The sequence below is a fragment of the Hyphobacterium vulgare genome (genome assembly GCF_042643335.1).
Taxonomy (GTDB): domain Bacteria; phylum Pseudomonadota; class Alphaproteobacteria; order Caulobacterales; family Maricaulaceae; genus Hyphobacterium; species Hyphobacterium vulgare.
Map to the genome: position 1 here is coordinate 205,957 of NZ_JBHRSV010000016.1, position 19,636 is coordinate 225,592.

Below are 19,636 nucleotides of genomic sequence, written 5' to 3' on the forward strand. Positions count from 1 at the left end.
CGAGAGTCGTTCTATCTCTGAAAAGGGCTTCGATTCATCCGTTCAACTCGCTATATTGACCAGCTGGAAGGGATCAATACCGTGACCAATCGGGTCTACCACATTGGTTTGGCAAGTGTTTTCGCCGCCGCAACGCTTTGCGTGACGGCGCCGTCGGCCTTTGCCTTCCAGGAACAGACCAGCGAAACCGGGTCCGCGGCGGTCCAGCCCTGGTATGAGGCCTTCACCTTCGCCACGTCCGACAACGTGCCGAGCGTGGCCTTCGACAATCCCGATACGCAGTTCGAATTCAACGCGACCGAGCGCTGGGGCTTTACCCTGGGACTCGATAACGATCCGAACGAACGCTACGACCTCGACAGCTTCTCGGCCGGGGCCTTCGTCAATGTTGGCGAACGCTTCCGCTTCGGTGGCGCGGTCCGGTTCACGGCGCAGGAAGACCTGCTGACCGGCACGCTGGCCGACAATGAGCGCGCGCCCGAGGTCAAGTTCGAATCCGCCCTGCGCTTCTAGCGGCGGGCATTTCCCGTCCTGTGCCCGGCCTGCGTGCCGGGTTTTTTATTGCCCGGATTTCACTGCGCCGCCGAGACGGCGGCAATCCCCGAAAATCCCAGATTCGTCAGCCGTCTCGCCCGTTCCGGCGTGATCCCGCCGAGCGCGTAGACCGGAGCGGCGACCGACCGGGCGATCGCACCGGCCGTCCAGAGGCCGAGCGATCTGCCCGCCCCGGGGCTCAGCGTCGGGAAGACCGGCGACAGCAGCACCGCGTCCGCACCCAGCCGTGCTGCGCGTTCCGCCGCCGCGCGCGAATGGGCGGACAGGGTCAGCCACATCCCCGCCGGATGGCGCAGGCGAACCTGCCCGGCTAGGCGCTCCGGCCAGTGTACGCCGTCCGCACCGCACTGCAGCGCCAGCGCCGGGTCAGCCGCGATCAGGAGGATCAGTCCCTTCCGGTCGGCGATGCGGCGCAGCGCATGCGCCTCGCGTGCGGCCTCCGGGCGGCCGAAATGCCGGTGGACCAGCACGGAACGGGACGGGACCGATTCGGCAAACGCCTCGATATCGGGATAACGGCGCGGATCGGTCAGCACGATCAATGGAGGCAACGGGCCGGGCGTGCGCCGCGCCACGCGCGCCGCGGCCCTTGCCAGCGCCCGGCCTGCGTCATACCACCCGCCCGTCATGACCGATCTTGTCCCCGATATTGCCGCCGAAATCGCGGAGCGCCGCACCGCCATCCTGCAGCGCATCGCCGCCGCCGCGCAAACCGCCCGGCGCAGCGCGAGCGATATCGCGCTGGTCGCCGTCTCGAAAGTCCAGCCGGACGACCGCGTCGACGCCATGCTCGCGGCCGGTCAGCGCATATTCGGCGAGAACCGCGTGCAGGAAGCGCAGGCGCGCTGGTCCGGGCGCCGCGCAAACTATCCTGATCTCGAATTGCGCCTTGTCGGCCCGCTGCAATCGAACAAGGCCGGCGATGCGGTTGCCCTGTTCGACGTGATCGAGACGCTCGACCGTGACAGCCTCGCCAGGGCGCTGCGCAAGGAAATCGGCAAGCAGGGCCGCACCCCGCGCCTCTTCATCCAGGTCAATACCGGCGAGGAAGACCAGAAATCCGGCATCCCCCCGCAGGAGACGGCGGGATTCATTGCGCGCATGCGCCGCGAATACGGCTTCGCCATCGACGGCCTGATGTGCATTCCGCCGGTCGGCGAGCCGGCCGGCCCGCATTTCGCGCTGCTGGCGGATCTCGCCCGGGCCTGCGGGGTTGAAAAGCTGTCCATGGGCATGAGCGGCGATTTCGAAACCGCCATCCGCTTCGGCGCGACCTCGGTCCGGGTCGGAACCGCCCTGTTCGGTGAACGCGGCTGAACCTCTCCGCAATGTGATCTCGCGTCGCGCAAGATCCGGATTGCCCGAATCCGCCGCGCATGCGCTCCTGCAGAAATGCTCGACCTCGGACTCCTGCCGCTCTTTTTCGCGGGTGCCTTCGCGCTCGCGATCGCGCCCGGCCCCGACATGGCCTTCACGCTGGCGACCACCGCCTCGAAGGGCTGGCGCGCGGGCCTGATGGCCGTGGCCGGGATCAATCTCGGCGCCGCGAGCTGGACGCTCGCCACCGTCCTCGGTCTCTCCGCCATGCTGGCGGCAACGGAACACGCCCTGACCGTCGTGCGCTGGGTTGGCGGGGCCTATCTCGTCTGGCTCGCCATCCAGACAATCCGCAAGCTGGATGCCTTGCCCGAGGGCCGTGCGGCGAAGGGCATGTGGCCCGCCTTCCGCCGCGGTTTCCTGACTAATCTGCTCAACCCGAAGGTCGGCCTCTTCTACATGGCTTTCCTGCCGCAATTCACCAATGCGGAGATCGGCCCGGTCTGGATCCAGATGCTGACGCTGGCGGGGATCTTCTTCGTGATCGGAGATCTGGTCCTCCTGACGGTGGTTCTGGCGGCCGGTGCCGCCCGGTCCCGGCTTGAGCGGTCGGCGGCCTGGCGGCGCGCACTCAATGCCGTGGCCGCCACGGCATTCGGCGGACTCGGTTTGCGCTTGCTCATCGCCCGCGATGCGGGGTAAACGGCCCGTCTCATGGACAGCCGATTGATCGTTGCCCTCGACGTCCCGCGTCTCGCGGATGCCGAAGCGCTCGCCGCGCGCCTTGATGGCGCGGTTTCCTGGTTCAAGCTGGGCCTCCAGCTCTTTCCCCTCGGCGCGATGGACCTCTCCGCCCGCCTCAGGGCGAAGGGCAAGAAGACCTTTCTCGACTGGAAGCTTCACGACATCCCGAAGACGGTCGAGCGGGCGACGCGCTCGATCGCTGACGCCGGCGGGGACATGCTGACCATCCACGCCGAACCCGACATCATGAGCGCTGCGGTGCAGGGCAAGGCCGGCGACCCGGATCTCAACCTGATGGCTGTGACGGTCCTTACCGCCTATGACGACGCGATGCTGACCGAGATGGGCTACGCCTATACGGCGCGCGACCTCGTCTTCCGGCGCGTCGAGCAGGCGCTCGAAGCTGGCATGGACGGCATCATCGCCAGCCCTCTGGAGGCCGTGGAAATCCGCAAGCGGTTCGGCCGCGGCTTCTTGCTGGCCACGCCCGGTGTACGGCCCGCCGGCGCAGACGCAGGCGACCAGAAACGCGTCGCCACGCCGGGCGAAGCGATGCGGATGGGTGCGGACTATGTCGTGGTCGGGCGGCCGGTCGCGGAAGCGCCCGATCCGGTCGCCGCGGCAAACGCCATCAATGCGGAAATCGCCGAAGCATTGGGCAATTAACTGCCATGGGATTCCCGCGAAGGCGGGAATCCGAACCCTGGTGCGGGCTTCAGCCCCCCATGCTCATGGGGACCCCATCAGACCTCAGACTAGTGGTGACCACCACCATGGCCGCAGCCTGAGCGGCAGCCGCCGCCACCATGGCCGCCGCGCCAGCCTCCGCCGCCACCCACGCGGACATGCACGCCGGTATTCACCCGCGTGTTCACGCTGACATTGGCGTTTGCACTGGCCCCGGCGCCCGCTCCCGCGCCGGCAAAGGCGCGGGCGCGCGCTCCGGCGCTCGGCAGGACGAGTTCGCGGTGGTACCCGCCGCCGCCGGCCGTGCCGTAATACGCCCCGGACCTCGCCCCGAAATACGACCAGGCCAGACCGTCGTCGTAATAGCCGTACCCGCCATCGTAATGCGTGGTGTGATCGTAGTGGCCGCACTCCGAATAGTGCCGGTCGCGCGAGTAACCCTCGCAGGCGCAGCCCGAGCGGCCGCCTGATCCGGGGACCTCGCGCCAGTAGCGGCCATCCTGGCCGTACCATTCGCGCGGATAGACGCGCAGATCGATGTCGCCGCGGGACTCGGTCCGCCGATAGTCGGTCCATTCCCGGCTCTGATAGCAGCCGCTCCAGTCCCGCTGGCGGGTCTCGCACGGCGAGGCGGGCGGGCGATAGGTCTCGCGATGGCGATAGCTTGCCTCGTCGCGATAGCTGTAGCGCCGTTCGTCATAGGTCTCGCGATAGCCGCCGCGCTCTTCATAGCGCGGTGCGTGCCGCGGCAGGTCGTCTCGCGTGGTCACGCGCCCCGACCGGCGCAGGCAGATGCGTTCGCCGTCATCGCCAACGCTTGGCTCGGTTCCCGCCGGACAATCGGCATAGGTGTAGTCGCGGCCTTCGAGATGCGCATAGGTCTGCACATTCGTGCTGCGGCGCTCGTCGCGGCGATAGCGGTCAGCATTGTAGCCGCCACATGGATTGCTCTGGCAATAGGCGTAGGGCCGCCAGCTTTCGCCATCCCAGATCTCGATCGTTCCGGGCGGGGCGTCGCCGCCGCCGCCGCGATAGTCCGGACGATCCCCGTCCGGTCCGCCGGCGAGATAGCCCGGCTGAGCCGCGGCCGGCGCGGCGAGGGCGATCAGGGCAATGAGACAGGCGAGGATCTGGCGCATGGTCCAGACGTTAACAGCGCGTTAACCCGTCGCGAAGCGGATTCCCTTTGCGGGCGAAGGCGATAGGGTTAATTCCGGCGCGGTTAGAAATCCACCGCGACGCCCTTGCGTTCCCAGTCGCCATAGCGGGTCGGTTCCGGCCCCTTCGGCCCGCCCTCCTCGGAGACCCGATCGGCGGCTTCCGTTTCGGCCTTGCGGCGTGTCTCGGCTTCCTCCAGCGCGCGGATCGCGGCGGGGCTCAGCGTCTTTCCGGGGGCGGCATTCTCGGGCGTGTGCGTCATGCGCAAAGAGATAGGCCGTGCGTGCCTCTCTGTCCAAGGGCGCACGCGCATGCTAACGCCGCCGCCATGAGAGAAACACTGGCATGAGTGAAGGACTGGAAGCCCGGCGCGCGGCGATCGCCGCCGTCCATGCCGTTATGGCCGGCCGGAGCGCGCTCGATGCCGCGCTGAACAACACGCCCGAAATGCGCGTGATGGAGGCGCGCGACCGCGCTTTTGCGCGCCAACTGGCCGCGACGCCGCTGCGCCGCGCCGGCCAGACCGAGGCGCTGATTGCCCGCTTTCTCAATCGCCCGCTGCCCAACAATGCCGCGCTGGGGCGGACCATCCTGCTTGTCGGCGCTGCCCAGATGCTCTGGCTCGGCACCCCGGCCCATGCCGCCGTATCCTCGTCCGTGGCGATCGCCAAGGAGAACAAGGCGACCGAACGCCTGGCCGGCATGGTCAATGCCGTCCTCCGGAAAGTGGCCGCAGCCGGCCGCACCGCGGCCGACCGCATTCCCGTGACCGAAAATCTGCCGCGCTGGCTCATGGAAAGCTGGACGAAGGCCTATGGCATACAGCGCACCGCCGCGATCGCCGAGGCCGTGACCCGTGATCCGCCGCTCGACCTGACCGTCAGGGTCGCGGCAGATGCGGAAAAATGGGCCGAAACGCTCGAGGCGAAAGTCCTGTCGACCGGCACGCTGCGCAAGGCCGGAATCGGCGACATCACCACCCTGCCTGGCTATGCCGAAGGGGCCTGGTGGGCGCAGGATGCCGGTGCGGCCCTGCCGGCACTCCTGCTAGGCGCTAAGACGGGCGAGCGTGTGCTCGATCTCTGCGCGGCCCCGGGCGGTAAAACGCTGCAACTCGCGGCAACGGGCGCGATCGTGACGGCGCTTGATGCCTCGCCGAAACGGTTGAAGCGGGTCGAGGAGAATCTCGCCCGAACCGGGTTGAAGGCCGAATGCGTTGCCGCCGACGGGCGCACGTGGAAAGCTCCGCAGCCCTTCGATGCCATCCTCGTCGACGCGCCCTGCTCGTCGACCGGAACACTCAGGCGCCGTCCTGATGTCGCCTATGCGAAGTCGCCCGAAGACGTGACATCGCTGGCGGCCATCCAGGACGATCTGGTCAAGGCCGCCTTCGCCAATCTGAAGCCCGGCGGGCGCATGGTGGTCTGCACCTGCTCGCTGCAGCCCGAGGAGGGCGAGTTCTGGCTGAGGCGGATTCTCGCAGCCCTGCCAGGCTTGAAGCTCGACCCGGTAAAGCCGGAGGAATTGCCCGGTCTGCGCGAAGCCGTCCGGAAGGACGGCAGCATTCGCCTGACCCCCGACATGTGGGCCAACCGCAATGGAATCGACGGGTTTTTCATTGCCCGGCTGACCCGCCGGAAAGCGTGATGCAGGCGGGGATACGCCCGCCGCTTGCCCCGTCTGATCCACGCTGTTATGCCCCTTGGCCATGGCTAAAAGCGCGCTGATCGCCCCGTCGATCCTTTCCGCCGACTTCGCCCGTCTGGGCGAGGAAGTCCGCGCGATTGACGCGGCCGGCGCCGACTGGATCCATATCGACGTGATGGACGGGCATTACGTTCCCAATCTCACCATCGGCCCGTCGGTCATCAAGGCGCTTCGCCCGCACACCAGGAAGCCGTTCGACGTGCACCTGATGATCACGCCGGTGGACCCCTATATCGAGGCCTTCCGCGACGCCGGTGCCGACATCATCACCGCTCACCCCGAAGCCGGCCCGCACTTTCACCGGACGGTTCAGGCGATCCGCGCCACGGGCGCGAAAGCCGGAGCCGCGCTGAATCCGTCAACGCCGGAAGCCGTGCTCGACTACGTTCTCGAAGAGCTCGATGTCATCCTTGTGATGAGCGTCAATCCGGGATTCGGCGGTCAGAGTTTCATCGACAGCCAGTTGAGGAAGATTTCCGCCCTGCGCACGCGGATCGACGCCATGGGTCTCGGCACGCTTGTCGAGGTGGATGGCGGCGTGAATCCGGACACGTCCCGGCAATGCCGCGACGCCGGCGCGCATGCGCTCGTCGCCGGCACCGCCGTCTTCAAGGGCGGCCCGGAGGCTTATGCCGGCAATATCGCCGCCCTGCGCGGCGGTTGATCCGGCATGGTCCGGCGCATCGGGTTCCGGGACGTCGCGGACGCGGTTTCGCTGTCCATGCGGCGCGAGCTTTCCGACACGCTTCATGCGATTCCGCCGCTGCGCGCGGCACTCGTCCCGGGAAAATCCGCGCCGCGCATCGAGACCCGGCCGCCGCGCCTGCGCACACCGGACACGGCTCGCGGTTCGGCCATTCTCGATGGTCGCTTCGTGTTTTGCGGCGACACGTTGACGGTAGACGACGAGACCCCGTCTCCGTGGGCCCGCCCCCTGCCATCGCGCGAATTCGCGGCCCAGCTGCACGGCTTTCACTGGCTGCGCGATCTTCTGTCCTGCGCCGACGCCGACGCGCCGGACCGAGCCTGCCAGCTGGTCGACAGCTGGATCGGGACCCTGGGCGGCTGGAACAGCTTTTCCTGGTCGCCGGACGTTCTGCCCGAACGGATCGCGCAGTGGCTCGAGGCCGGCGACATCCTGTTCGCGGGCGAAGCCGGCCGCAAGCGTCTTGCCTCGCTCGACCGTCAGTTGCGCCATCTCAGGCGTACCGCAGGGATGGCCAGCGATGGACGCCCGCGCCTGAAAGCGGCCTGGGCACTCTCCCTCGGGGGAATCTGTCTCGGCGATCGCGGCCCCGCCGGGGCGGCGGGCCTCGCCATGCTGATCCGGGAAATCGAACGCCAGATCTTCGCCGACGGGGGCCATGTCAGCCGGGCGCCGCAGGCGGCCGCCGACACCATGATCGATCTGGTCACGCTCGACGCAGCGGCGGAAGCGGCCAACCAGACATTGCCCGAACCGGTTCGCCGGGCCATCGACCGCATCGCCCCGGTCACGCGTTTCTTCCGCATGCATGATGGCGGGCTCGCCTGCTTTCATGGCGGCGGGGCGGGCGATCGCAAGGCAATCGAGATTGCCCTGACACGATCGAAGACCGGCCAGCGCAGCTTCGGCTATGCGCCGCATTCCGGTTACCAGCGCTCCGAGGCCGGCGGCGCGACGGTCATCCTCGACGCCGGCAAGCCTGCGGGCGGCGCGCTGGGCACGAGCGCCCATGCCAGCGCACTCGCGATGGAATTCTCCGCACCGGGCGGGCGCCTGATCGTCAATTGCGGCTGGTCCGGCGACCAGCCCCGCAGCTGGCGCCAGGTGGTTCGCGCGACGGCTGCACATTCGACGCTGACGCTGGAAGAAACTTCCTCCTGCCGCCTCCTGCCGCCAGGACGCGGTCAGCGGATTCTTGGACCGCGCTTCCTGTCCGGTCCCGGCCAGGTCACGGCGCGCCGCACCGAGGAGGAGATCGGCCTGTGGCTGGAAGCCAGTCATGACGGCTACCGCGCGGCTTTCGGCCTGATGCACCGCCGCCGCATCTTCCTGGCCGCCGATGGCGGCGATCTGCGCGGCGAGGACGCCCTCTCCCGACCGGTCGAGGACGGACCGCCCGATGACCCCGAGGCGCTCATCCGCTTCGCGATTCGCTTCCACCTGCATCCCGGCGTCCGGGCTTCGCTGTCGCGCGACGCGATGAGCGCCCTGCTGGTCCTGCCGACCGGAGACGGATGGCGCTTCCGCACCGATGGCGGGCCTGTCCGCATCGAGCGCTCGGTCTGGCTGGGCGGATCGGCCCCGCCCAAACGCACGTCCCAGCTGGTGATTTCCGGCGAAGCCGAACCCTATGGTGCCGGTGAACGTCCGCCCAATCGTGTGCGCTGGGCCTTCCAGCGGCTCGGCCGGGTCGGCAATGCGGCCGGCAAGTCCGGCTGAGCAAGCGGGCGGAACGCTTGGCCGCTCGCCCGCATTGGTGATACTCCCGATAACTCCCGTTTCTGTGAATTCGAGCCCCATGACCCAGATTGATCTCGTTCCCGTCCGGCGCGCCCTCATCTCGCTGTCCGACAAGTCCGGTCTTGAAGACCGCGCCCGCAAGCTCGAGGCCGCCGGCGTCGAGATTCTCTCCACCGGCGGCACGCTGAACACGCTCAAGGCCGCCGGCATCGCCGCGCGCGATGTCTCGGACGTCACCGAATTTCCCGAGATGATGGATGGACGGCTGAAGACGCTGCATCCGCGCGTCCACGGCGGCCTGCTCGGACGCCGCGATCACGCCGGCGACCGCGAGTCCATGGCCGCGCACGGCATCCCTGAAATCGACCTGCTCTTCGTCAATCTCTATCCTTTCGAGCGCACGGTTGCCGAAGACGCGCCGTTCGACGAATGCATCGAGAATATCGATATCGGCGGCCCGGCCATGTTGCGCGCGGCGGCGAAGAACCATCCCTTCGTCGCGGTCTGCACCGACAATGACGACGCCGACGCCGTGCTCGCCGAGATGGAGTCCAATTCCGGCGCGACGACGCTGGATCTGCGCCGCAGGCTGGCGGCCAAGACCTATGCCCGCACCGCGGCCTATGACGCGGCGGTGTCGACCTGGTTCGCCAACGAGATCGGCGAGACCGCGCCGGCCTACCGGGTGTTCGGCGGCAAGCGGATCGAGGCGTTGCGCTATGGCGAGAACCCGCACCAGGCCGCGGCCTTCTATGCCGGCGGCGAAACCCGCCCGGGCGTGGCCACCGCGAAGCAGATCCAGGGCAAGGCGCTGAGCTACAACAATCTCGCCGACGCCGATGCCGCCTTCGAACTGGCGAGCGAGTTCGATGCCGCGGCCGGTCCGGCCGTCGTGATCGTGAAACACGCCAATCCCTGCGGCGTCGCCACCGGCAAGGATGCACTCGACGCCTATGAACGCGCCTTTTCCGCCGACCCTGTTTCGGCCTTTGGCGGCATCGTGGCGTTCAACTGCGAGATCGACGCGGAAACGGCCAACGCCCTGACCAAGATCTTTCTTGAAGTCGTGATCGCGCCTTCGGCGAGCGAGGCTGCGCTCGACGTCCTGTCCGGCAAGGCGAACCTCCGTGTTCTGCTGACCGGCTCCATGCCCACGCCGGACCAGGCCAGCTGGACCGCCAAGAGTGTCGCCGGCGGGCTTCTGGTTCAGGAACGCGATCGCGGCATGGTCGGGCTGGGCGATCTCAGGACCGTGACCGAACGCGAACCGACCGAAGCCGAACTCGCCGACCTGCTCTTCGCCTGGAAGGTCGTGAAACACACCAAGTCCAACGCCATCGTCTACGCGAAGGGCGGCATGTCCGCCGGCATCGGCATGGGCCAGACCAGCCGCGTCGAGGCCGCCCGGCTTGCGGTGCGCAAGGCCGAGGACACGGCGAAGGAAAACGGCTGGGACGCGCCGATGACGCTGGGTTCGGTCTGCGCGTCCGATGCCTTCTTCCCATTCGCCGACGGCCTCGAGGCTGCGGTCGCGGCCGGGGCCACGGCGGTGATCCAGCCAGGCGGTTCGGTGCGGGATGATGAGGTGATCGCAGCCGCGAACAAGGCCGGGATCGCCATGGTCTTCACCGGCATGCGCCACTTCCGCCACTGATTCGGATGCGCGGCCCGCTCGCCACCGGTCTGGGCACGGCAGTCTTCCTCGCCGTCATCCTGCTTGCAGGTGTCATGTCCAATGCCACCGCCGCCGGGATCGCCCAACGCCCGCTCGAAGCGCAAGCGGACTTTCTCGCCCGCCATGCTGAAATCCGCATGCCGGAGGGCGCGGACGCTCCCGTGCCGGCGGCGCTGCTGTTTCACGGTTGCGGCGGCGTGCGCCAGGTGCAGGCGGACTATGCCGCTGCGTTGAACGCGGCCGGCTATGCCGCGGTCATCGTCGACAGCAATGGCGCCCGCGGCATCGGCCGCGTCGGCGCCATGACCCAGGTCTGCGGCGGTTTCCGTCTGTGGGGCCAGGAGCGCGCCGCCGATGTCTTCGCCGCGGTCGAGCTTGCCCGCGCCGATCCGCGCATCGACGGCGATCGCCTGACACTGGTCGGCTGGAGCCATGGCGGCTGGACGATTCTCGATGCGCTCGGATTCGAGGCTCAGGAAGCGGCCATTCCCGCCCTCGACGGCGCGGCCGCGTCGCTTCCCGGCGTCGAACGCGCCATCATCTTCTACCCCTGGTGCGGCTGGCCCTCACGGACTGACCGGGAAGGCCTCGATACCCGGCGCCCGCTGTCCATCATCCTTGCCGGCAACGACCTTGTCGCCCGCAAGACGCCCTGCCGCGAACTGTCCGCCGCCGCCATCGCCGAGGGTCAGCCGGTCAGGATCGAGACCTGGGACGGGCTGACCCACGCTTTCGACGAACCCAACCCGCCCGCCCTCGATCCGCGCATGCGCCATGACGCCGAGGCCGCCGAGCGCGCCCGTGCCCGGGTCGTCGCGGCGATGCGCGGCGAAGGCGAATGATCGCCGCCCTCGTTCTGATCGCACTGATCGGGGCGATGGCCGCGATCCTTCTGCTGGTTCGTGCGCGCGGCCTGCTCTCGGATCACCCGCAATACAGGCTGGTTGCGCTGGCCGCACGCCTGCGCCGGCACACCGAGATCTACCGGCCGGAGGGGGCCGGGCCCTTCCCCGCGATCATCCTGCTGCATGGTTGCGGCGGACCGCGCGGCCTGACCGAACGCTATGGCCGCCTCGCCGCGGCGAACAACGTCATCGCCATCGCCCCGGATTCTCTCGCCTTGCGCGGTATCGACTATGAGGCGGCAGTGAAGACGGTCTGCACAGGAGCACGGTTGCGCGCGCCGGAACGGGCAGGCGATGTGTTGGCGGCTCTGGAGATCGCCCGCCGCGACCCGCGCGTGGATTCGCGCCGCATCGCCATCGCCGGCTGGAGCCACGGGGCCTGGACGCTGCTCGACCTTCTGACCCTGGTGGCCGACGGCAAGGCCCCGACCAATCTCTTTCACCTGCCGCACCGGGCCTTGCGCGGCGTGCGCGCGGCGCTCGTCTTCTACCCCTATTCGGGCTTTCCCGCCCGCTCGCGGATCCGCAACTGGGCCCGGGGCGTCCCGGTCGAAGCCATTCTGGTCGAGGGCGACATGGTGTGCGACGAAACCCAGTCCGTCGCGGTCTTCGAGCGCCAGCGCGCCGCGGGGGCCGAGATCGACTGGCAGGTCTGGAGCGGCGTGACGCACGGCTTCGACGAGGACAATCACCTGCCGGGTTCGGGCCTCGTCTTCCACCCGGAAAAGGTGAAGGCCGCCGAGGCGGCCTTCACGGACTTCCTGAAACGCCGGCTCATCGCCTGACGCCTCACGGCTCGGCGTTCTGTGCCATTTCCCTGAGCTGGGTCGAGGCAATGGCGAGTTTCGACAGCGTCCAGCTGCCGGTCGTGTCCAGCTCCTCGATCGCGGCGTCGACCCGGCCCGCCTCCTCGGCATTGGCCACGCTCCACGCCTCGATCACGTCCTGCGCCCAGTCGCCGCCGGGCTCTTCGATCCCCTTGGCCAGCGCCCCGCCGGATTCGCGGGCATGACGCATCGCCGAGGCCGCAACCGTATACTGGCTGGCATAGAGGTCCTCGATCAGGCGGCGCACCGCAAGGCGGTCCCAGTGCAGGTCGGACGACACTTCGCCGCCCATCGAGCGCAGCCGGTCGAAGGTGAACCGCGCACCCGCCGCGTGATAGACCCAGGCTGCCGATTCCAGCGGCCAGTCCTTGCGAAGCGCGAGATCGACCACGTCGGACGACGAGGTGAGGGGGCGCAGGCTGGCAATGTCGTGGGCCAGATCCTTCGGCGCGCCTGCTGAAACGAAGCCCTTGGCCCGCAGCCGGACCCGCTTGCGTTCGAACTCGGACACGATGTCGCCGGCCCGGCCGCGCAGCGCGTCGACACCGGGGCGGTAGGCCGCGATCACGTCATCGATCGAGACCGGTGCATCGGCCTCCCGGCCGCGGCCGCGACGCGCCAGCCAGTAGGTCTGACGGCGAAGCAGGCGGATGATTTCCCGGTGCAGGGCAATCTGGACTTCGGCCGGAGCCTTGTTGTCCAGCGCATTGATCCGTTCGGTCAGCTCGGCGAAGCGGAAGATCTGCCGGCCGGCCTCGAAGGCGCGGGCAATCGCTGCGGTCGAAGCTCCGGTGGATTCCTTCGCGCGGTGCACGAAGGTCGGGCCGCCGAGATTGATCATGTCGTTGGCCACGACCGTGGCGATGATTTCGCGCCGCAGCCGGTGGGCCTGCATCCGGTCCTCATACCGGTCGAGGTCCTCCGGGAAATAGCCTTTCAGCGTCGCCTCGAAATGCGGATCGTCCGGCACGTCGGACGCGACGAGCTGGTCGAACAGCGAAATCTTGGCGTAGGAGATCAGGATGGCAAGCTCGGGCCGCGTCAGGCCCTGACCCTGTTCCTTGAGATTGGCGATCTGCGCACTTGTGGGCAGTCCTTCGACCCGGCGGTCGAGCCGTCCGAGCGCTTCCATCCGTGACATCAGGCGTTCATGGGCGTCGATGTCGGCAATCGCCTCGCTCTCGGCCATGGTGAGCGCCAGCGTCTGGTCGTAATTGTGTTTCAGCACGTGCGCGGCGACGGAATCCGTCATCTTGCCGAGCAGCGTGTTGCGTTTTTCGCGGCTGAGATCGCCGGTCCGCATCAGCGGGTTGAGCAGGATCTTGATATTGACCTCGTGGTCCGACGTGTCGACGCCGGCGGAATTGTCCACGAAATCGGCATTCACCCGCCCGCCATGGCGCGCGAACTCGATCCGGGCGGCCTGGGTGAAGCCGAGATTGGCGCCTTCGCCGACGACTTTCGCGCCGACGTCGGACGCATTGACGCGCAGCGCGTCATTCGCCTTGTCGCCCACTTCCCAGTGCTGCTCGGCGGCTGCCTTCACATAGGTGCCGATTCCCCCGAACCACAGGAGTTCGGCTTCTGCCTTCAGAAGCGCGCTGATCAGTTCGGTCGGGCTGGCCTTGTCGGCCTCGATCCCGGTCAGGGTGCGGATTTCCGGGGTCAGCGCGATCACTTTGGAAGCCCGCGGGAACACGCCGCCGCCCTTGGAAATCAGTGACTTGTCATAGTCCTGCCAGCTCGAACGCGGCAGGTCGAACAGGCGCTGACGTTCGGCCCAGCAGGCCTCGAGATCGGCCGGATTCGGGTCGATGAAGATATCCCGGTGGTCGAACGCCGCCACCAGCGAGATCTTCTTGGACAACAGCATGCCATTGCCGAACACGTCGCCGGACATGTCGCCGACGCCGATGACCGAGAAGGCTTCGTTCTGGATGTCCTTGCCGAGCTCGCGGAAATGGCGCTTCACCGACTCCCACGCACCGCGCGCGGTAATGCCCATCTTCTTGTGGTCGTATCCCGCCGAGCCGCCGGATGCGAAGGCATCGCCCAGCCAGAAATCGTATTCCTGCGTCGCCACGCCGTTGGCGATATCGGAGAAGGTCGCCGTTCCCTTGTCGGCAGCGACCACGAGATAGGGATCGTCGTCGTCCCAGCGGATCGTGTCCTCCGGCGGTGCAACCGTGTCGTCGACGATGTTGTCGGTGATGTCGAGCAGGCCGCGGATGAAGGTGCGGTAGGCATTCTGGCCTTCCGCCAGCCACTCTTCACGCGACCCCGATCTGGGCAATTGCTTGGGATAGAAGCCGCCTTTCGAGCCGACAGGCACGATGACGGCATTCTTCACCTGCTGCGCCTTCACCAGGCCCAGCACCTCCGTCCGGAAATCGTCGCGCCGGTCCGACCATCTCAGACCGCCGCGCGCCACCGGACCGAAGCGGATATGCACGCCTTCGACATTCGGCGCCCACACGAAGATTTCGCGATAGGGCTTCGGCAGCGGCAATTCCTCGACTTCGCGGCTGGCGATCTTGATCGCGATATGCGCCTTGGGCAGCCCGTCCGCGCCGGTCTGGTAATAATTCGTGCGCAGCGTGGATTCGATCAGCCGCAGGAGCCGGCGCAGCACCCGGTCATGATCGAGGCTGGCCACCGCTTCCAGCCTGCCGCGGAGGTCTTCGGCCTTGGCTTCGGCCGCGCCGCGTCGGTTCTCCCGGTCCTGGCCGGTCGAAGGGTCGAACTTGATCCGCGCCAGGTCGAGCAGGCCCTGGGCGATATCCGGGTTGGCGGCGAGCGCCTCTTCCTGGATCGCCTGCGACGGGTCGAGACCGGTCTGCTGGCGGTAGCGTGCACAGGTCCGCAGGAAGGCCGCCTCGCGCCAGGACACGCCGAGCTGGAGAATGAGCTTGTTGAAGCCGTCATTCTCCGCCCGGTTTGCCAGAATGGCGAGCAGGGCGTCCTCGAAGGCCGGGGCGAACTCGTCCCAGCTGCGGCCCGAGCCGCCATGAAAGCGCATCTCGAAGTCATGGACGAAGGCGATCGGCGCCTCGCCATGGTCGCGCTCGACTTCGTAGCCGGACTCCTGCAGCACGACGAGGCCCATATTCTCCAGCACCGGCATGATGTCGGTGAGCGGCACGGCCTCTCCGGCGCGGTAGAGTTTCAGCCTGAGGCCGTGCTCGCCATCGCGTGAACTGCGATAGACGCGCGCGGCAAGCGGCGCTGCCGCGCCCAGACTTTCGATCTTGATCAGGTCCTCGATCGCCTCGTCCGGCGTGAACCGTTCGCGATAGCCGGCCGAGAATGCGCCCTCATACGCGCCGATCCGGTCGCGCAGCGCCTCGGTCAGGCGGCGGCGGGCGAACGATTCGAAATCGTCGTCCCAGGTGCGCGCCAGGTTCGCGACCGCGCGTTCCAGCTCCATGGCGTCCGGTTCGGGATGATCGAAGGGATCGAGACCGATGATGAAGTGAACGCGGGCCAGCGGGCCGTCACCGAATTGCGGGTAATAGGCCGACAGGCGGCCGCCGAACGCCTTGCGGATCAGCTCGCCGGCGAGTTCGCGAACTTTCGAATTGTAGCGGTCGCGCGGCACGAAGAGCAGGACCGACACGAAGCGGTCGAACCGGTCGCGCCGGATGAACAGCTTGGTCCGCGGCCGGTCATAGAGGTGGAGAATGCCGAGGCTGAGCTGCAGGAGATCGTCCTCCTCGGTCTGGAACAGCTCGTCGCGCGGATAATTCTCCACGATGTTGCGCAGCTTCTTTTCGCTGTGCGTGCCCGGCACGCGGTCGGCGCGCTCCAGGACGCGGCGCACCTTGCGCCGGATCAGCGGCACATCGCGCGCCATGCGGTCATAGGCGTCGGCGGTGAACAGGCCGACGAAACGGGCCTCGCCGAATACCGTGCCGTCCTCGCGATACCGTTTCACCCCGATATAATCCATGTAGACGCGGCGATGGACGCGCGACTTGATGTTCGCCTTGGCGACGATGATCGGCGAAGGCTCGTTCAGAAAGCTTTCGATTGCCGGGGTCAGCAGCGCCGGCTCCGATCCCTGGCGCAGCACCTGGCGATCGGGGTCGCGCAGAATGCCGCGCCCGGAATTGGCCTGGATGTTCGGCTGGCGGTCAGCGATCCGGCCGTCCTTGTCCATCTGGAATTCGTAGACACGGCAGCCCAGGAAGGCGAAATGATCATCCCGCAGCCAGCGCAGGAATTCCAGCGTTTCGGCCTTTTCCTCGAATGTGGCCGGCGTGTTGGCGTTCTCGACATGAGCGATCGCCATATCCATCGACGCGCGCATGTCGGCCCAGTCGTCCGTGGCCAGTTCGACATCGCGAAGCGTGTCGGTCAGGTCGGACTGCAATTCCCTGCGGCGCTCGGCGTCCAATGCCTCGATATGCACCTGAATCAGCGATTCCGGGCGGCCGCCCTTGCGCACGGGGTCGAGGATCGGGTGGAACATCGCCAGCACGTCGAGGCCCTGGGCGCCGATCTCCCCCATCACCGAATCGACCAGGAAGGGACGGTCCGGACCGCAGATTTCGACGATGTCGCGCGCGATGTCGGGCTGCCCGCCTTCATCCGAGGCGCGCACGCGGACGATGATTTCGCCCGGCTTGCGGGTCTGGCCCCAGCGGTAGAATTCAGCGACCTGCGCCGACAGATCGGCGGCGGAGATGCCTTCGAGATCCTCCGCCAGCGCGTCCTCGTAAATCTGGTCGAGATAGGATCGGACCCGGCCGGTATAGGCGTCGGCACTGAAGACGGATGTCCATCGGGCCTTGGCGGCCTTGCTGAAGGCGGCCCTGGTGAAGGCGTGCGCCACGCCCACGACAGCAGTCATTGAGTGCCCCTTTGCCTGCGGGTCTGATTTGCTGCGAGCCTAGCCCGCCTGACGCCGCGCGCAAGCCGTGCGGTCGGCGGATTAGACACATTTGCTCAGCCCGCTAGTTTCCCATTCCGAACCGGCTTGCAAGGAGGAAATTCCGATGCCCGTCATCGTCATCACCGGAGCCAATCGCGGACTCGGCCTGGCGCACACGCACCGCTATCTGGAACGCGGCTGGACGGTGCACGCCGCCTGCCGCGACCCTGAAGCGGCGGACGCGCTGAACGCGCTGGGCGGCGATCTCTTCATTCACCGTTACGACGCCGCCGATCCGGCCGCGCCGGCCGACCTCGCCGACGCGGTCGGCCAGCCGGTCGATGTCCTTTTCGCCAACGCCGGCGTGATGGGTGCGGAGCGCGGCAGGCAGGCCTTCGGCCAGGTCTCGCCCGACGACTGGATGAATGCGCTGAGGGTCAATGCCCTGGCCCCCCTGCTCCTGGCGCAGGCCTTCGCCGATCTCGTCGCGCAGTCGCATGAGAAGAAGATCGTGCTGCAATCGAGCCGGATGGGCTCGATCGCCGACAATGATTCGGGCAGCGGCTATGTCTACCGCCCGTCGAAGGCGGCGCTCAATGCGATCGGAAAGTCCCTGTCGATCGACCTGAAGGACCGCGGCATCTCCGTGGCCATCATGCATCCCGGCTGGGTGCAGACCGATATGGGCGGATCATCGGCCCCGCTGTCGACGGACGAGGCCGTTACCGGCCAGCAGAAGCTGATCGACGCGCTATCGCTCGAGACGTCGGGAAGCTTCTGGCATCAGTCGGGAGAGCTATTGCCCTGGTAGGGCAGGAAGGGCGGCACCGCCGGACAGGGACAGGGGGGAGTCCGGCGGTGCCTGTCAGACCTCCAATGGCAGGCTGGGGGGACGCACATTGAGGCCTGATTCCGTGGCGCTTCCTGTTAGAAGATAAGCGTCAGTTCAAGCGATATAGAGAGTGTGGCCTGAAACGGAAGACCATGCCGCTGCAGAAGCGGCGAGGACCAGCAGGACGACACCAAGTGACACAACCGATTTCATTGTTTTCTCTCGTCTTCTGACTTTCCGGCCGGCAATCGCCCCGGGAAGCGGAATGCGCATATGGGATCGCCGGGAACTATTGAAAGTCCCCGGCCCGTCACATCACCGTGAATTCAGTTATGCAGAATTGCGCATAATTCCGGCTCAGCCGGCGCGGTCATAGGCCGCCCTCAGCCAGGTTTCGAGGTCGCCTTCGAGGTCTTCCGCGCGTTCGACCCGGACCCGGTGCGACACCATGGCGTTGAAACTGCCGGAGGCTTCAAGCCGGCCGGCCGGGGCCGCATCGCCGAGATTGATCCCGACATCCAGCCGCGTCGCGGTCGAAGGCTGGACAATCGCGAACTGCTTCTTGCGCCGCACGCTGACATAGGCCTTTTTCGGCGCGAGCTCGACATCGCCGCCGAAGCCGGAAACGATCGCAATCAGCCGATCGTAGAGCGGCTTCAGTTCGGCTTTCTTGCCCGAATACTGCGCCGCGACGAGGTCGGCTGCATCGGCCATGTCGGCCGATGAAGCGAGCGCGCGATGCGCGACGAGGTTGGCATAGCCGTGTGTCATGCCGTGGTCGCTCTTCAGCAGCTTGACGATATCGCCATGCTTCGCCGCGCCGCTTGCCTTGACGATCGCCAGCCAGTCGCCGAGCGGCTTGCCGGTCTTCTCGGCGAGATTGGCCTCCATCGTTACGGCCATTTCCTCGGGCGTTGCCATGTGAATTCCCCTTCCTTCAAGGACAGGTCCCGACCTTGCCCGACACGCGGCCGCAGCGATTGTAAAAAAGAACCCTTCGATCAGCGCAATTCGACGATCGTCTCCCCGTCCGCCGCCCGCTGGCGAAGGAAGTGGGCAGGCGTGCATCCGGCGAATTCGCGAAAGTCGCGGATCATGTGGGCCTGATCGTAATACCCGGCATCCGCGGCAACGCCGGCCCAATCGACTGTCCGCGCCGGCTTGATCATCTCGACCGCTGAAAAGAATTTCACCAGGCGGCCATAGCGCTTCGGGCCCATGCCGGTTCGCTCGTGAAAGCGCCGGCTCAGTACCCGCCGCGACAATCCGGCCGCATCGGCGATATGACTCACCGGCAGGCCGCCGCGTCCTTCACGGATCATCGCGACGGTCCAGTCGATCACTGCGTCGCTGCGCAGCGCGCCCAGCCCCCGAAGGAAAGCCGTGACAATACCGATCCGTCCGGCCGGGCTCGTGTTGCGGGCGACGCGGTCCAGAAGGCGATCAACCCGCGCGGCCGGCAGGATATCGTCCAGAGCGAGGGCACGGCCGCGCAACTCGCTGCCCGGCAGACCAAACAGGGCGGCGGCTCCGCCGGCGTAAAGCCGCGCGCCGACGGACGCTCCGTCGAACGGGCCCGTCCCGCCATCTGGTACGGTCCAGACCGGTCCGTCCTGAAGTCCCCAGAGATAGGCGCGCGGCAAGCGTGTTATGTCCCGGCCGCAATCGTGCCGCCGCTGTGCCGTTCCCAGATTGAAGACCAGGAAGATCGAGCCACGCGGCAGCAATTGCTCGCGCGCGAAGGCGAAACGCCCCGACGTATCCCAGAATTCGGCGACGGCGGGTGCGAGATCGGGCGGCGCGTCCATCACCGAGACACGCCAGCCTCCAAAGGGCGAATTGAAATGATAAGTGCGGATTCCGGGCCGGTCCGGCATTGTGACACCGTGTCCTTTTTTCCAATATCGACT

The 19,636-nt window shown here is 67.2% G+C and carries 17 protein-coding genes; 11 read left to right on the forward strand and 6 right to left on the reverse strand.

Annotated elements, in window-relative coordinates:
• Nucleotides 1–81 precede the first annotated feature (81 nt).
• Nucleotides 82–513 (forward strand): NtrZ family periplasmic regulatory protein, encoded by a 432-nt coding sequence (locus tag ACFOOR_RS09200; RefSeq protein WP_343164594.1) that lies wholly within the window; start codon nucleotides 82–84, stop codon nucleotides 511–513.
• Nucleotides 514–572: 59 nt separating this feature from the next.
• Here the strand turns inward: ACFOOR_RS09200 and ACFOOR_RS09205 are convergent, their stop codons facing one another.
• Complete coding sequence (locus ACFOOR_RS09205; RefSeq protein ID WP_343164595.1) at nucleotides 573–1,184, reverse strand: thiamine phosphate synthase; 612 nt, start codon at nucleotides 1,182–1,184, stop codon at nucleotides 573–575.
• On the opposite strand from ACFOOR_RS09205, the gene ACFOOR_RS09210 reads away from it, so the two are divergent.
• The 3 genes from ACFOOR_RS09210 (at nucleotide 1,183) to pyrF (ending at nucleotide 3,282) form a co-directional block, all read left to right on the forward strand.
• Entirely contained in the window at nucleotides 1,183–1,872 is a 690-nt protein-coding gene (locus tag ACFOOR_RS09210) for a YggS family pyridoxal phosphate-dependent enzyme (protein ID WP_343164596.1), read from the forward strand. The two genes, ACFOOR_RS09205 and ACFOOR_RS09210, sit on opposite strands and share 2 nt — an antisense overlap.
• A 75-nt stretch (nucleotides 1,873–1,947) precedes the next feature.
• A complete protein-coding gene (locus tag ACFOOR_RS09215; protein WP_343164597.1) occupies nucleotides 1,948–2,574 on the forward strand; it encodes a LysE family translocator in 627 nt (208 codons plus the stop codon).
• Between the two features lie 12 nt (nucleotides 2,575–2,586).
• Nucleotides 2,587–3,282: an orotidine-5'-phosphate decarboxylase gene (gene pyrF, locus ACFOOR_RS09220; RefSeq protein WP_343164598.1), complete on the forward strand. Its 696-nt coding sequence runs from the start codon at nucleotides 2,587–2,589 to the stop codon at nucleotides 3,280–3,282.
• Nucleotides 3,283–3,371: 89 nt separating this feature from the next.
• Here the strand turns inward: pyrF and ACFOOR_RS09225 are convergent, their stop codons facing one another.
• Both ACFOOR_RS09225 and ACFOOR_RS09230 read right to left on the reverse strand, forming a co-directional pair.
• Nucleotides 3,372–4,442, reverse strand: coding sequence for a hypothetical protein (locus ACFOOR_RS09225; RefSeq protein WP_343164599.1), 1,071 nt, complete (start codon nucleotides 4,440–4,442; stop codon nucleotides 3,372–3,374).
• A gap of 83 nt (nucleotides 4,443–4,525) precedes the next feature.
• On the reverse strand, nucleotides 4,526–4,723 hold the full coding sequence (locus ACFOOR_RS09230) for a DUF1674 domain-containing protein (protein ID WP_343164600.1): 198 nt from the start codon (nucleotides 4,721–4,723) through the stop codon (nucleotides 4,526–4,528).
• Nucleotides 4,724–4,806: 83 nt separating this feature from the next.
• On the opposite strand from ACFOOR_RS09230, the gene ACFOOR_RS09235 reads away from it, so the two are divergent.
• The 6 genes from ACFOOR_RS09235 (at nucleotide 4,807) to ACFOOR_RS09260 (ending at nucleotide 11,979) form a co-directional block, all read left to right on the forward strand.
• The gene (locus tag ACFOOR_RS09235; protein ID WP_343164601.1) at nucleotides 4,807–6,108 is read left to right on the forward strand and encodes an RsmB/NOP family class I SAM-dependent RNA methyltransferase; all 1,302 of its coding nucleotides are present in this window, start codon (nucleotides 4,807–4,809) and stop codon (nucleotides 6,106–6,108) included.
• A 61-nt stretch (nucleotides 6,109–6,169) separates the two neighbouring features.
• A complete protein-coding gene (rpe, locus tag ACFOOR_RS09240; RefSeq protein WP_343164602.1) occupies nucleotides 6,170–6,832 on the forward strand; it encodes a ribulose-phosphate 3-epimerase in 663 nt (220 codons plus the stop codon).
• Between the two features lie 6 nt (nucleotides 6,833–6,838).
• The gene (locus ACFOOR_RS09245) at nucleotides 6,839–8,593 is read left to right on the forward strand and encodes a heparinase II/III family protein (RefSeq protein ID WP_343164603.1); all 1,755 of its coding nucleotides are present in this window, start codon (nucleotides 6,839–6,841) and stop codon (nucleotides 8,591–8,593) included.
• A gap of 79 nt (nucleotides 8,594–8,672) precedes the next feature.
• A complete protein-coding gene (gene purH / locus ACFOOR_RS09250) occupies nucleotides 8,673–10,268 on the forward strand; it encodes a bifunctional phosphoribosylaminoimidazolecarboxamide formyltransferase/IMP cyclohydrolase (protein ID WP_343164604.1) in 1,596 nt (531 codons plus the stop codon).
• A 5-nt stretch (nucleotides 10,269–10,273) separates the two neighbouring features.
• The gene (locus tag ACFOOR_RS09255) at nucleotides 10,274–11,131 is read left to right on the forward strand and encodes a dienelactone hydrolase family protein (RefSeq protein WP_343164605.1); all 858 of its coding nucleotides are present in this window, start codon (nucleotides 10,274–10,276) and stop codon (nucleotides 11,129–11,131) included.
• Entirely contained in the window at nucleotides 11,128–11,979 is an 852-nt protein-coding gene (locus ACFOOR_RS09260) for a dienelactone hydrolase family protein (RefSeq protein WP_343164606.1), read from the forward strand. The genes ACFOOR_RS09255 and ACFOOR_RS09260 overlap by 4 nt, the downstream gene beginning before the upstream one ends.
• Before the next feature lie 4 nt (nucleotides 11,980–11,983).
• Here ACFOOR_RS09260 and ACFOOR_RS09265 read toward each other — a convergent pair whose 3' ends face one another.
• On the reverse strand, nucleotides 11,984–16,873 hold the full coding sequence (locus tag ACFOOR_RS09265) for an NAD-glutamate dehydrogenase (protein ID WP_343164607.1): 4,890 nt from the start codon (nucleotides 16,871–16,873) through the stop codon (nucleotides 11,984–11,986).
• A 145-nt stretch (nucleotides 16,874–17,018) separates the two neighbouring features.
• Here ACFOOR_RS09265 and ACFOOR_RS09270 point away from each other — a divergent pair, with 145 nt between their 5' ends.
• Nucleotides 17,019–17,705, forward strand: a complete 687-nt coding sequence (locus ACFOOR_RS09270; RefSeq protein ID WP_343164608.1) for an SDR family oxidoreductase — start codon at nucleotides 17,019–17,021, stop codon at nucleotides 17,703–17,705.
• 378 nt (nucleotides 17,706–18,083) lie between these two features.
• Here the strand turns inward: ACFOOR_RS09270 and ACFOOR_RS09275 are convergent, their stop codons facing one another.
• Together ACFOOR_RS09275 and ACFOOR_RS09280 are read right to left on the reverse strand one after the other, a co-directional pair.
• Complete coding sequence (locus ACFOOR_RS09275; RefSeq protein ID WP_343164609.1) at nucleotides 18,084–18,647, reverse strand: DUF5655 domain-containing protein; 564 nt, start codon at nucleotides 18,645–18,647, stop codon at nucleotides 18,084–18,086.
• Nucleotides 18,648–18,727: 80 nt separating this feature from the next.
• Nucleotides 18,728–19,603, reverse strand: a complete 876-nt coding sequence (locus tag ACFOOR_RS09280; RefSeq protein ID WP_343164610.1) for an AraC family transcriptional regulator — start codon at nucleotides 19,601–19,603, stop codon at nucleotides 18,728–18,730.
• Nucleotides 19,604–19,636: the final 33 nt, after the last annotated feature.